Origin of the sequence: Vibrio tetraodonis (assembly GCF_003350295.1) — a bacterium.
GTDB lineage: Bacteria > Pseudomonadota > Gammaproteobacteria > Enterobacterales > Vibrionaceae > Vibrio > Vibrio tetraodonis.
In genome coordinates, this window is the sequence record NZ_QLYY01000017.1 from 115,205 (window position 1) to 128,033 (window position 12,829).

Consider the following 12,829-nt stretch of genomic DNA (forward strand, 5'->3'; position numbering starts at 1 on the left):
CTTAATTCACATTATTCTGCGTTCTAGCAGAATCAGTAATATCGACAACAGGAATGGCGTTGAGTTGCCACTTCCAATTCGCTGTAGTGGTTTCTACAGGAATCATTTCAATACAATCTGTAGGGCAGGGCGCCACACAAAGATCACACCCAGTACACTCGTCTTTTATGACGGTATGCAGGGCTTTCGTTCCTCCAACGATGGCATCAACAGGGCAAGCTTGAATGCACTTAGTACAGCCAATACACATGTCTTCATGGATAAAGGCGACCGTCTTAACATTGTCTTCTAAATCATGGGCAGAATCTGTGGCTTCGACTCCCATCAAATCCGCCAACTTTTCAATTGTAGCCTGTCCTCCCGGCGGACATTTGTTAATCGCATCGCCGCCTGCAATGGCTTCAGCGTATGGACGACAACCCGGGTAGCCGCACTGACCACATTGAGTTTGAGGGAGTATCTCATCGATTTGATCAACAATAGGGTCAGCATCCACCTTAAAGCGGATGGAAGCAAAGCCCAATATAGCACCAAAAACTGCGGCGAGTGCTGCAAGTACTAACACAGCAATCATAATAGCACTCATTATAGTTTCACCAATCCAGTGAAGCCCATAAAAGCAAGGGACATAAGGCCTGCGGTGATCATGGCAATAGACGCACCTTTAAACGGCACTGGAACGTCAGCCGCCGTAATACGTTCACGCATAGAGGCAAACAGTATCAGGACCAATGAAAAGCCAACTGCAGCGCCAAATCCATAGATAATGGACTCGATGAAATTATGATTTTCGTTGATGTTGAGAAGAGCAACACCCAGTACCGCACAGTTGGTGGTAATGAGCGGCAGGAAAATGCCAAGCAAGCGATAGAGTGTCGGACTGGTTTTGTGCACTACCATTTCGGTAAATTGCACTACAACCGCGATGACTAAAATAAAGCTCATAGTACGAAGGTACTCAATACCTAAAGGCATAAGAATATAGCTTTCAACGAGATACGAACACACCGAGGCCAAGGTTAAGACAAACGTTGTCGCTAACCCCATGCCTATTGCAGTTTCCAGTTTCTTTGAGACGCCCATAAAAGGACACAGCCCCAAAAACTTTACCAGTACAAAATTGTTAACCAGCACAGTGCCGACCAACAACAAAACATATTCGGTCATAATTATATTTTAAGAGATTCCGATCCCGATATTATCCTGCTTTGCTGAGTTAATAACAACCAAGTAAAGCTAGGGTTTTGTATTGTTGAATAAAAATTATACGGGATCTTGGTGGTTTTGGTGGCAAATTCAAGGTGAATAGCCTCTACTTGGTCCGAATCTCTTTTTTGAAAGAACGAAAGGATCTCAAAACTCTATATTTATAGCTGTAGAGAATATAAAAAGGTCACTGTAATTAGGTTAGTTAAGCCTAGAGTTTCACCAGTGGTGGAAGAGGGGTAAGGTCAATCAAAGGTAAAGTGCTTTGGTGGCCAAACAAATAAAAGCGCTTAGAGTTTTGCAATAATTTTTCCGTCGATATGAGCTTTTGCAGTGCATAAAATCGATGTACGTAGTGACGGGTTTCCTCGGGTAACCTAAGTTTGGAGAATTCTCTACTCTTAGCCTTGCTAATCGCTCTTGCGACGCGTCCTTCTCCTGAATTATAGGCTGCCAGTGTAAGGGCTAAATCATTAAATTTAAGATAAAGAAACTGTAGGTAAGAAATCGCAGCGTTTGTACTCGCCTCGACATCAAATCTCTGATCGTTTGAATTGCTGACGTGAAGTCCAAAGCGCTCTGCCGTTTGAGGCATCAGTTGCCAAAGCCCCGCAGCATTAGCATGAGACACTGCCGATGGATCGTAGGAAGACTCAAGCATTGGAATGAGGATAAACTCTGTGGGGAGTGAGCTTTGCACTAATTTTTTAGCAATGCGATGTATCAGATCTTGATTGCTTTTGAGACGACCTTCTATTTGAGTTCTGTAGGGCAATAATACTTGCGACTGAGCCGCAATGTCTGATGTCAATGGCGAGGCCATGGTGTGAGTCGGAGTAAAGCAACTTATCACCAGCAATATAGCAAGCAAGGTATTGCTAACTCTGCTCATGTATGAGCTACCCTATGGGTTGTTCGGTATAAGTATGCTGTTGGGGCCTTGTCAAAGACGCTATCAGCTCGTGAAAACTGGCACTGGTTTGACCATTTTCTTGGTTGAGTACTTGGCAATGTTTGATTAATGTTTCGAGCTGATGCCAAAGAGATTTGATTTTTTCTGCCGCAACAGGAGGAAGCGCAGAGAAAAATCGCTCTACTCCTTGTTTGTCCATTTTTAGCTGGAAAGTGGCCATGATTTGGCTGCGCTGATGGGCATTCTGGCGCAGCAGGATGAGTAAAGGCTGTTGCTGAGCAATATTAGATTCAAGCTGGTCTGCATCAAAGTGAAGGTATAAAGCCTTTTGCTGTTTGAGCAGTATTTCGAGTTTTTGGTACGACTTAATATCTTGGACTAATGTATTGAAAAAGCTTTGGATTAAGTGCGAAGTTTTTGATGACATTGCCCTTTCCTCAATCGTTGTTAATCGTGGCCAGTATGGAACTGAAGTACGGCTTTAGAAAGAGCCTGAGTGTCTAGGATTAACTCTCCCTTTGCCAGCGCATCACGCACTTTTTCGACTTTGACCATATCTACGTCGGCCAGTGACTGCATTTCTGCCTGAGCTTGTTCAATGGCTGTTGCGTTGATGTCTAATTGAGGTTGAGCATTTGTCTTGGCTTTGTTTGACTCAAGCGCTTTTTTTGGCGCTTGATCTAAGCGGCTTTGGGTGACGTGTCCCCCAGAAACTTTGTCAATTTTCATCAATTGAATCCTTATTTGTCATGGTTACAGGTACACTGCGACCATAGTGCGTTGACAATTAAGCCTGATTGGTACTTTTTTATAACTACCTAAATCAGGACATTTGGCGATAAGAAAACTCAAAAAATGATAAGCCCAGCCCAAAATTAAAACTGAGTTTCTACTTGGTTAAGTCCAACGACTACCGCTTTAATCAACTTTCCTGAAGAGATATTTTTGACTTCGATTTGCTGTCCTAGGGCTCCTTCCTCCTGCGCCAGCCCTTTTGTTGTTGCCATAAAGCCGTCTTTGGCAGCACTAATGATCACCTGATTGCCTTTTTCGACCAATGGCGGGGATTTTAATTGCCGAGAATCTAACACTTGTCCAGAGCGTATGCGCCGGAGCGTCATCTTACCTGACGCTTGTTCTATCTGAGTTAAAAAGTCTTGCTCTTTGGTCAGTGTTCGCCATTCAAGCTTTAAATCGTTCGCCGCGAGGGTTTGCTTGCGACCAATTCCTGTCTTGGTCACTACCACATAGAGGCCGAGTTCTGATTTGATGGTGACATTGATTCGCCAGTCAGCAGAATTTGATTGACAACTCACCGAGCGTTTAAGAGTGCCTACAGGGAGCGTTTTGCTATCTGAACCTTCAATAATGAGTGGCGCAGGGCATAGCGGTAAGTGATCCGCTGAGGCCGGTATTCGAATTTGATAGTTAACAGTGTGTTTACCCCACTGGCGAGTATGGGCTTGATTATTGACTTGGGTTTTGAAGTTCGCTTCAATTGCTTGATAAATGGCTTGGTAATTTAAGCTGTTTTCAGTCGCAGAAGCGCTATTAGATAACAGTGATAAACCTAGCCAAACAATTAATGATAGAGGGGAAACAATCCTATTTCCTCTGCTTTTTAACCCTTCCGTAATCCGGAAGTGGCACTTCCCTTCTTTTCTATAACTCATTGTTATTTAATACTTATTTTTATGGCATACATTTTGTTTTAGTTAAGTCTATCTGAGCCGACAGCATAAGGAAACAGACATGGCTATTTCATTTGATAACGCGTTAGGTGTTCATCCTGACGCTCTGAACTTTCGAGTTCAGCGTACCAAAGTACTGGCCAGCAACCTAGCAAATGTTGATACGCCGGGATATCTCTCTCGGGATCTTAGTTTTACGACAGTGATGGACAGCATGTCATCCACAAGTACAAAGAATCCCAAGTTATTGGTCTCTTCCATGTACTCAATCCCATACCAAAACAGCAAAAATGCTAACACGGTAGAGCTTGGCGTAGAGCAAGGCAAATTTGCTCAAAACAACATGGATTTTCAGACCAGCCTGACGTTTCTCAATATGAAATTCTCAGGGCTCGCAAAAGCGATAGAAGGACGCTAATTATGTCATTTACCGATATTTATTCGATTGCTGGATCGGCAATGAATGCTCAAACAGTGAGGTTGAATACGGTTGCCAGTAATCTCGCCAATGCCGATGCAGCCTCAGCGAACGCTGCGGATGCTTACAAAGCACTCAAACCTGTCTTCGCAACTGTCTATAACAAGACTCAGCTTAGTACCAGTAAGGATGTGTACCCTAATGCGGAAGTACGCATTGTCGATGTTGTTCAGAGCTCAGGGCAAGCCGAGCAGCGTTTTGAACCAACTAACCCATTAGCCAATGAGCAAGGGTATGTGTATTACCCAGATATTGATGTTGTCGCTGAGATGGCTGACATGATGTCGGCAACGCGCAGTTTCGAAACCAATGTTGAGGTTCTGACTAATGTGAAAAGTATGCAGCAAGGTCTGCTCAAACTAGGGCAGGGCCGCTGATGACAATTGCACCGAATAATGCGCTCGCTTTTGATACTCCAATAGGCAAACCGTCAGGTACCAATGGTATATCAGGAAATCCCAAGGACACCAACAGTGCGGCATCACTGGAGAATGAATTTATTAGTTTGATGGTGGCGCAAATCCAAAATCAGGATCCTCTCAACCCGCTTGATGGGACGGAATATGTCGGTCAGTTAGCGCAATTTTCTCAAGTTCAAAGTACTGAGAATATGGCGTCAATGATGAAAAACAACATGGTATTGCTCGATAATATGCAAGTTTTGTCTACCGCAGGCTTGGTTGGGCAAACCGTCTATGTTTCGTCCAATGAGTTTGAATTGTCTGATGGCCAGCAGAGAGGAAAAATTGAGCTGCAACACCCATCAAGTCAGGTCAATTTGGTCATTACTGATGAATTTGGCCAAGTCACTCCTCTCCCATTAGGAGCACGCCCCGCAGGAGATGTCGATTTCTCGATAGATCCAGACAAGCTGGGACTGAAACCCGGTAAATACACAGTCTCAGTCCAAGTTCAAGACGGTCAATCTAAACCGAATTTTTTGTTAGCTGGTGAGGTTGAGCAAGTGAGGATCCCCAGCTCTGGCGGTTCTGCTCAGGTCAATGTTCACGGTGTTGGCAGTGTACCTTTCTATCAAATCACTCAATTTGGTGCTTAACCAAAAAAGGAAATACAGAGGTTAATTATGAGTTTTAATATTGCCCTAAGTGGCCTTGATGCGACAAATACCGAGCTGAACACCATCAGCCACAATATCGCTAACGCATCGACTTATGGATTTAAAGGTGCACGCACCGAGTTTGCTGCTGTCTACAATGGCATGCAACCAGGCGGCGTTGAAGTCGCAGCTATTTCGCAGAATTTTGATACAAATGGTTCGGTGACGAGCACTGGTCGAGCGATGGATTTAGCCATAAACGGTGGCGGTTTTTTTATCACCAAAGATAGTGCTGGCCAGACGCTTTATACACGTTCAGGGGTATTCAATACTGACAAAGACAACTATGTGATGAGCAATACTGGCGCTAAGCTGCAAGGTTACAGTGTCGATGGCAACAACAACTTGCTCACGGGTGTAACAGGGGATATCAGGATCTCTACATCATCACTGGCGGCGCAGGCGACTAACAAAATGGAGTTTGTCGCTAATTTTGATGCGACCAATGAGGCCATTGATACGAGTGCTATTGCTTTTGACTCTGAAAACACCAACTCTTTTCACTCCTCCTATACCACTAAGGTATTTGATTCTCAGGGCAAGCCACATACGGTAACTCAGTATTTCACCAAAACCAGTGATAACTCATGGGAAGTTAATACCTTGGCAGATGGTAACAAGACACCGATATCATCGATTACTATGACATTTAACCCCGATGGTTCCTTAGTCTCACCGGTCAACGCCTACAATGTCTCTTTCCCTGCTGCGGGCGCGAATCCTATCAATATCGATATCGACTTGTCGGGTAGCACGCAGTTTGGAACGGAGTTTAGCGTCAGTACCAATAATCCCAATGGTTATACCTCAGGAGAGCTTGCCGGTGTGCGCGTTGAAGACAATGGCATGGTCTACGCAACCTACACCAATGGTCAATCACAGCTTCAAGGGCAATTAGTGCTGGCAGATTTTGCTAACCCTCAAGGGCTATCAAAACTCAGTGGTACGGCTTGGACTCAAAGCTTTAGCTCTGGCGCCCCTGTGATTGGTGTTCCCGGTGCTGGTACGCTGGGTGGTCTAACTTCAGGCTCTCTTGAGCAATCTAACGTTGATCTAACCAGTGAACTGGTGAATCTGATGACGGCGCAACGCAACTATCAAGCTAATGCAAAGACAATTTCGACCAATGACAAGCTAACCCAAGCGTTATTTAACGCAGTCTAACGGAGTTTAATATGGACAGTTTGTTATTTACTGCCACCTCAGGTGCGAGCCGGGTACTTAAAGCGCAACATGTTCGTTCAAACAACTTATCCAACGCAGATACGGCTGGCTTTCGCGCAGATATGGAACGCGTAGCCAGTGTTCCCCTGCAAGGTTCAGGTTTCGATGGTCGTACTTTAGCCGTAACCAACTCTGCATCGACTCGATTTGACTCAGGTGATGTGATTAAAACCGGTCGAGCACTGGATGTCGCTGTGATGGGAGAGGGTTATTTGACTGTCCAAACAACACAAGGGCAAGAAGCGTACACTCGGGCTGGCAATATTAGGGTGGATCAAGATGGTGCATTAACCATTAACGGTTTTGCCGTGATTGGTGATGGTGGACCTTTACTACTCCCCGATTATCAAAAAGTTGAGATTAGCGAGCGTGGGCGTATTTCAGTCATCCCTCCTGGAGGCGGTGCTGAGCTTGAAGTTGGGACCTTGAAACTGGTTAATCCAGATACCGCTCTACTTGAAAAGCGCAGTGATAGCCTACTTCACAGCGTCGACGGCAATCCTTTTGCTCAAGACGAGACAGTACAAATTGCCTCTGAACATATTGAAGGTAGTAATGTATCTGCGATTGATGAGTTGCTTAATGTTATGTCATTGACGCGTAACTTTGAAATGCAGGTACGCATGATGAAAACCGCCGAGACACTTGCTCAGGCTGGAAACAAACTAATATCACCGCGTTAGCGGCAAGACAAGGAGTAGACAATGCATTCAGCGTTATGGGTTAGTAAAACGGGCATGGCAGCGCAAGATACCAAAATGACTGCCATTTCAAATAACCTAGCCAATGTAAATACGGTCGGCTTTAAGCGCGATCGCGTGGTATTTGAAGACTTATTTTATAGCATTCAGCGTCAACCAGGATCTCTTGTTGATCAAGTCAATCAATTGCCAACGGGGGTTCAACTTGGCAGCGGTGTCCGTGTGGTGGGAACACAAAAGGTCTTCACCCAGGGAAATACGCAAAATACTAATCAAGAGCTAGATCTTGCTGTGATGGGTCAAGGTTTCTTTCAGATTGAAAATACAGACGGCCAAATCATGTACTCACGTAATGGCCAGTTTCATGTCAATTCTGAAGGTTTGATGGTCAATAGCCAAGGTTTACCTCTAGAGCCTCAGATTCAGATCCCTGCAAATGCGCTATCTATTTCCGTTGGTGTGGACGGCACGGTATCGGCGACCACGACAGACAGCAATGATCCTGAAGATCTGGGTCAAATTACCTTGGCAAAATTTATCAACCCAGCAGGACTTGAAGCCATTGGTGGAAACTTGTTCCGAGAGACAGCTGCGAGTGGTCAAGCCGATGAGCTAACCGCGGGTGAAGATGGGGTTGGTCATATTAAGCAAGGGGCATTAGAAGGCGCTAATGTGCAGGTCGTCGAAGAGATGGTGGATATGATCACCACGCAGCGCGCCTATGAAATGAACGCCAAAGTTGTTTCTGCTGCTGACGATATGCTCAAGTTCGTTGCTCAGTCTTTGTAATGGATCATTGAAGAAAAAAAGGAACAAGGAATGCAGGTATTTTTGAGACTCTTGCCGCTTGTCATCCTACTTGCCGGATGTGCTGGTCGTCAGGAATTCACTCCTCCTAAACCCGATGAAGAGAAATATGCTCCTCCAGAGCTGGATTATTCCTTGCCTGCTGCAAGTAAGGGAAGTCTCTATCGTCATCAGTACACCATGACCTTGTTTCAAGACAGAAGGGCATATCGTGTTGGCGACATGCTCACTGTCTTACTGTTTGAAGAAACAGAATCAAGCAAGAAAGCTGATACAAAATATGGCAAGAGCTCCAGTGTTGGTTTTGCAGCACCTACGTTTGGTACTAAGACAATTGATGAGTTGGCGGCCAGCTTAGACGCCGATCGCGGCTTTGATGGCAGTGCTTCAAGTTCTCAAGGCAATAAGCTTGAAGGAGCGATAACCGTAACCGTTCATGAAGTGTTGCCAAATGGTGTGCTGCGTATCAGTGGCGAAAAATGGATTCGTCTTAACCAAGGCGATGAGTTTATTCGCCTGACAGGGATGGTGCGTGTCGACGATATTAGCCGAAACAATCAGGTGTCTTCTGCTCGGATTGGTGATGCTCGCATTACCTATTCAGGGCGGGGAGCTTTATCAGATAGCAATGCCCCTGGATGGCTTAGCCAGTTCTTTAACAGTCCATGGATGCCGTTGTAATGAAAAAAATTATGATTCGATGTATTAATCGCTTGAGTTTACTCAGCATGAGTATGACATTCTCAAGCACTCTAGTGGTTGCACTTTGGTGGGTGATGATCCCTGCACATGCTGAAGTGAAGATCCCAGTGATGGATTTGGTCGATATTCAGGGCGTTCGTCAAAATCAGCTCGTTGGCTACGGCCTGGTGGTGGGGCTTGATGGTCAAGGCGATCGCAACCAAGTTAAATTCACAGCTCAATCTATCACCAACATGTTACGTCAGTTTGGGGTCCAGATTGATGATAATACCAACCCAAAGCTGCGTAATGTCGCCTCTGTCAGTGTGACTGCCACTGTTGAGCCAATGGCTGGGGTTGGACAAGCGCTCAATGTTGTGGTGTCGTCGATTGGTGATGCAAAAAGCTTACGCGGTGGAACTTTACTACTAACCCCACTGCGCGGTATCGATGGTGAGGTTTATGCAGTGGCGCAAGGCAACCTTGTAGTTGGAGGCGTGTCTGCAGAGGGAAACAGTGGCTCTAAAGTGGTAGTGAATACACCTACGTCAGGACGGATACCGGGCGGAGCAATCCTTGAGCGTGAAGTGCCAAGCGACTTTTCCGATAGCGATAATGTGGTTCTCAACCTAAGAAAACCAAGCTTTACCACAGCCAAGAATATTAGCCGAGAAATTAATAATATCTTTGGCCCCGAAGTGGCGGTGGCCGAAAATAATGTTCGAGTCTCGGTCAAAGCGCCGAAAGATAGTCAACAGCGCGTGGTTATGATGTCGATGCTGGAAGAAATCAGTGTCGCTCAGGGTCGTAAGCCTGCTCGGGTGGTATTTAATTCTCGCACTGGCACAGTCGTAATTGGCAAAAATGTCAAAGTTGGTGAAGCTGCTGTTAGCCATGGCAACTTGACCGTGACGGTTGCTGAGTCTCAGCAGGTAAGTCAGCCCAATGCCTTTGCTCAAGGAGAGACACAAGTTGTTGATAATTCACAGCTAGATATCAAAGAAGAACGCGCGCAAATGGTGATTTGGCCACCTGGCACAGAGCTAAATACCATAGTCAATGCCGTGAACAGCTTGGGCGCTACGCCGACCGATCTTATGTCTATTCTACAGGCACTGCATGAAGCGGGTGCGTTAAACGCTGAATTAGTGGTGATTTAAGGGGGAGTGATGAAATTAGACGAATTAAGCCAAAAATCATCAGTGAGCTCTGTGCTTTATCACGATAACAGTGCCCTCGACCAGATAAAGCAAAACCCCCATTCCCAGCAAGCGTTAGAAAAAGTGGCTGGCCAATTTGAAGCCATGTTTTTGCAAATGGTGCTTCGCCAGATGCGTTCGAGTAGTGATGTACTGGCTGATGAAGACAGTCCTTTTTCTAGCCAACAGCAAGGTGTGTTTTGTGATATGTATGATGGCCAATTGGCGATAGAAATGGCAAAGAAACAAGGTTCTGGGATTGCAGATATGTTGGTAAAACAGCTGAGTCCTTCTATGTCGGAAGTCGAATTTAAACTCTCGGCAGTTCAAGCACCAGCAAATGACAAAGTGCTAGGTTTGGAAGATAGGTCACAGCATAGACATCAATCAGACCCCCAGCCATCACAATCATTTCACTCTATTGGAGAGTCGGTCGCCTCAGTAAGACAAGTCTTGAGTGAAGCTAGTGTGACGACAGCATTTGCTCAGCCACTCAATCGCATGGGAGAACTGTAAATGAACTTGGTCAATATTGCCATGTCTGGTCTGAATTCCAATCGGGTAGCATTGGATGTTACAGCACAAAACGTCTCCAATATAAATACGCCCGGATACAGTCGCCAGCAAGCGCTGATGGCATCGGTAGCGGGTTCAAAGCATGATAATTTCAGTGCAGGTCAGGGAGTTGAAGTCACTAGTATTCGCCGTGTAACGGATGAGTTTCTTATCAAACAGACTTGGGCGACCCAAAGTCAGTCGGCTTATGCTTCCCGTTATAGCACTAATATGAGCCAGTTAGAAAACACTCTGGGCGCTGATGGCTTTAATCTTTCGGCGGGATTAGATACCTTGTTTTCCGCACTTAACGATGCCACGGTCAAACCCGAATCTGTTCCTTATCGTCAGCAAATCATTAATGAAGCCGAAGCGTTAGCAAGACGTTTTAACACGCTAACAGAATCTTTGTCTCATCAGCATAAAGACATGAATGATCAGCGCAATGCGGCTATAGCTCATGCTAATAGCTTGATGAGTAATATTGCTGATATCAACAAACAAATAGTTGAAACCAAGGGTACGGGAGGAAACCCAGCGCAACTTCTGGATACTCGCGATAATCTCATTGGCGAGTTGTCTAAGGTGGTCACGATAAAAACCACCAATCAGGCCGATGGTAGCCTTCAAGTGACTTTGTCATCTGGTCAGCCTTTGGTTATGGGCGCAGATGCCGCGCAGCTTAAAGCCATCCCTAATCCTAGTGACTCTTACTTAGCTGCAGTCCAAGTTGAGTTTGGCGAGCAAAGTTTTGCCACGACAGGGTCTTTAGGTGGTCAAATCGGTGCGCTGTCTGATTATCAAACTCAAGTTCTTAAACCCTATCTTGGTGCGATTGACGATATGGCTAGGTCTTTGGCTGACGAATTTAACGATTTGCTTGTCACGGGCAAGGATCTTAATCGAGATAATGGACAGCATTTATTTACTTATGATCCAGCAAATCCAGCGGCAAGCTTAAACATCACCGATCTCAAACCAGAGCAGCTTGCACTGTCTGCTGACGGAAACCCAGGTAATGCAGATGTGCTCGACAAGCTTATTGCTGTGAATAATAAAAGCGTGGCGATCAGTGGCTTTGGCTCTGTCAGTCTTAATGATGCATTTTCTGCCATAGTCGGCGAAACCGCTATTCAAGCTCGTCAGGCGAATGCAGACGAGCAAGCTAAACTGGCGATGAAACAACAAGCTGTCGCTGCGCGTGATAACGTCAGTGCAGTCAACAGCGATGAAGAAGCGGCAAACTTGATGACATTTTCTCATGTTCACCAAGCCAATATGAAAGTGATCAGTACAGCGAATCAGTTGTTTGACTCAATCCTCAACATATTTTAATTGCAGGGAATTAAGATGCGAATCAGTGATACTCAATTTAGCCAGATGATGTTGCAAAGTCTGCAACTGAATAATGCCGGTTTGGGCAAAGTAATGCAGCAAATGTCAACCAGCGAGCGCTTAACTAAGTTGTCTGATGATCCCATGGCATCGGTTAAATTGCTTAACCTCGATCGTGAAGGATCTGCGATTAGTCAGTACAAAAGCAATATTGCCAATGTGAAAACGGCGCTGACCAGTCAGGAAGTTCATTTGGAGTCGGTGAATGAGAGCCTAAAGAGAATGAACGAGCTTGTCCTCTGGGGAGCAAATGGTACGCTGTCGGACACTGAGCGTACCGGGATGATCACTGAATTAGAAAGCTTGCGTGCGTCGGTTATCTCTTCTTTTAATGCCCAAGATGAAGAAGGACGTTACCTTTTCTCTGGTACCAAGACGGGTATCCCTGCGTTAACCGACATTGGTGGAAGCTATGCCATACAGGGCAATAGTGATAAGCGGGTGGTGACAGTGGCCAAAGGGGTGACGATGGAAGCGAATATGACAGCCGCAGAAATCCTCGATCTTGGTGGTAATCACGTGCTTAACCAACTGGATACTGTGATTGCAGAATTTAAGTCACCAAGTACCGCATTTCGAGGAGCGGTTGAGGACGCATTAACCACGATTGAAAACACGTCAAGTCAGGTTTTAGCTGCGATCACGGAAATAGGTGGCCGTCATAATAATCTTGATTTGATGAATAGTGCGCATGGTGAAAATCAGTTGTTTGTCGATAAGGTGAAGGGGGATTTGTCTATGCTTGATTATGGTGAAGCGTCGGTGCGTTTGAGCCGTTATATGACGGCGTTACAGGCCACTCAAGCCAGCTATGTAAAAATCGATGGTTTGAATCTATTTGATCGTATCTAACGAGAGCACC

At 45.5% G+C, this 12,829-nt stretch carries 17 protein-coding genes; 11 read left to right on the forward strand and 6 right to left on the reverse strand.

Annotated elements, in window-relative coordinates; all coding sequences use genetic code 11:
* Position 1 precedes the first annotated feature (1 nt).
* The 6 genes from rsxB to flgA all read right to left on the reverse strand — a co-directional run bounded on the left by rsxB (position 2) and on the right by flgA (position 3,792).
* Positions 2-586, reverse strand: coding sequence for an electron transport complex subunit RsxB (gene rsxB, locus DPF90_RS13520; RefSeq protein WP_114786864.1), 585 nt, complete (start codon positions 584-586; stop codon positions 2-4).
* The gene (gene rsxA, locus DPF90_RS13525) at positions 586-1,167 is read right to left on the reverse strand and encodes an electron transport complex subunit RsxA (RefSeq protein WP_114786865.1); all 582 of its coding nucleotides are present in this window, start codon (positions 1,165-1,167) and stop codon (positions 586-588) included. Before rsxA ends, rsxB begins: the two co-directional genes overlap by 1 nt.
* Before the next feature lie 250 nt (positions 1,168-1,417).
* Positions 1,418-2,098, reverse strand: coding sequence for a lytic transglycosylase domain-containing protein (locus tag DPF90_RS13530; protein WP_420855761.1), 681 nt, complete (start codon positions 2,096-2,098; stop codon positions 1,418-1,420).
* 7 nt (positions 2,099-2,105) lie between these two features.
* Complete coding sequence (gene flgN, locus DPF90_RS13535; RefSeq protein WP_114786866.1) at positions 2,106-2,546, reverse strand: flagellar protein FlgN; 441 nt, start codon at positions 2,544-2,546, stop codon at positions 2,106-2,108.
* Between the two features lie 20 nt (positions 2,547-2,566).
* Complete coding sequence (flgM, locus tag DPF90_RS13540) at positions 2,567-2,848, reverse strand: flagellar biosynthesis anti-sigma factor FlgM (RefSeq protein WP_114786867.1); 282 nt, start codon at positions 2,846-2,848, stop codon at positions 2,567-2,569.
* Between the two features lie 146 nt (positions 2,849-2,994).
* Positions 2,995-3,792, reverse strand: a complete 798-nt coding sequence (flgA, locus tag DPF90_RS13545) for a flagellar basal body P-ring formation chaperone FlgA (RefSeq protein WP_114786868.1) — start codon at positions 3,790-3,792, stop codon at positions 2,995-2,997.
* Positions 3,793-3,871: 79 nt separating this feature from the next.
* Between flgA and flgB the strand changes: the two genes are divergently transcribed.
* The 11 genes from flgB to flgL are packed head-to-tail and all read left to right on the forward strand — an operon-like array spanning position 3,872 to position 12,819.
* Entirely contained in the window at positions 3,872-4,228 is a 357-nt protein-coding gene (flgB, locus tag DPF90_RS13550; RefSeq protein WP_114786869.1) for a flagellar basal body rod protein FlgB, read from the forward strand.
* A 2-nt stretch (positions 4,229-4,230) separates the two neighbouring features.
* Positions 4,231-4,665, forward strand: coding sequence for a flagellar basal body rod protein FlgC (gene flgC / locus DPF90_RS13555; RefSeq protein ID WP_114786870.1), 435 nt, complete (start codon positions 4,231-4,233; stop codon positions 4,663-4,665).
* Positions 4,665-5,345 (forward strand): flagellar hook assembly protein FlgD, encoded by a 681-nt coding sequence (flgD, locus tag DPF90_RS13560; protein WP_114786871.1) that lies wholly within the window; start codon positions 4,665-4,667, stop codon positions 5,343-5,345. The genes flgC and flgD overlap by 1 nt, the downstream gene beginning before the upstream one ends.
* Before the next feature lie 27 nt (positions 5,346-5,372).
* Entirely contained in the window at positions 5,373-6,569 is a 1,197-nt protein-coding gene (gene flgE / locus DPF90_RS13565) for a flagellar hook protein FlgE (protein ID WP_114786872.1), read from the forward strand.
* A gap of 11 nt (positions 6,570-6,580) precedes the next feature.
* Positions 6,581-7,312 carry a flagellar basal body rod protein FlgF gene (locus DPF90_RS13570; protein WP_114786873.1) on the forward strand — a complete coding sequence of 244 codons (732 nt, stop codon included), beginning with the start codon at positions 6,581-6,583 and terminating at the stop codon, positions 7,310-7,312.
* Positions 7,313-7,333: 21 nt separating this feature from the next.
* Entirely contained in the window at positions 7,334-8,119 is a 786-nt protein-coding gene (flgG, locus tag DPF90_RS13575; protein WP_114786874.1) for a flagellar basal-body rod protein FlgG, read from the forward strand.
* Between the two features lie 30 nt (positions 8,120-8,149).
* Positions 8,150-8,818, forward strand: coding sequence for a flagellar basal body L-ring protein FlgH (gene flgH / locus DPF90_RS13580; RefSeq protein ID WP_114786875.1), 669 nt, complete (start codon positions 8,150-8,152; stop codon positions 8,816-8,818).
* A 53-nt stretch (positions 8,819-8,871) separates the two neighbouring features.
* A complete protein-coding gene (locus DPF90_RS13585) occupies positions 8,872-9,978 on the forward strand; it encodes a flagellar basal body P-ring protein FlgI (protein ID WP_420855764.1) in 1,107 nt (368 codons plus the stop codon).
* Positions 9,979-9,987: 9 nt separating this feature from the next.
* A complete protein-coding gene (locus DPF90_RS13590) occupies positions 9,988-10,533 on the forward strand; it encodes a rod-binding protein (RefSeq protein ID WP_114786876.1) in 546 nt (181 codons plus the stop codon).
* Complete coding sequence (gene flgK / locus DPF90_RS13595) at positions 10,534-11,907, forward strand: flagellar hook-associated protein FlgK (protein ID WP_114786877.1); 1,374 nt, start codon at positions 10,534-10,536, stop codon at positions 11,905-11,907.
* Between the two features lie 15 nt (positions 11,908-11,922).
* Positions 11,923-12,819: a flagellar hook-associated protein FlgL gene (gene flgL, locus DPF90_RS13600; RefSeq protein ID WP_114786878.1), complete on the forward strand. Its 897-nt coding sequence runs from the start codon at positions 11,923-11,925 to the stop codon at positions 12,817-12,819.
* Positions 12,820-12,829: the final 10 nt, after the last annotated feature.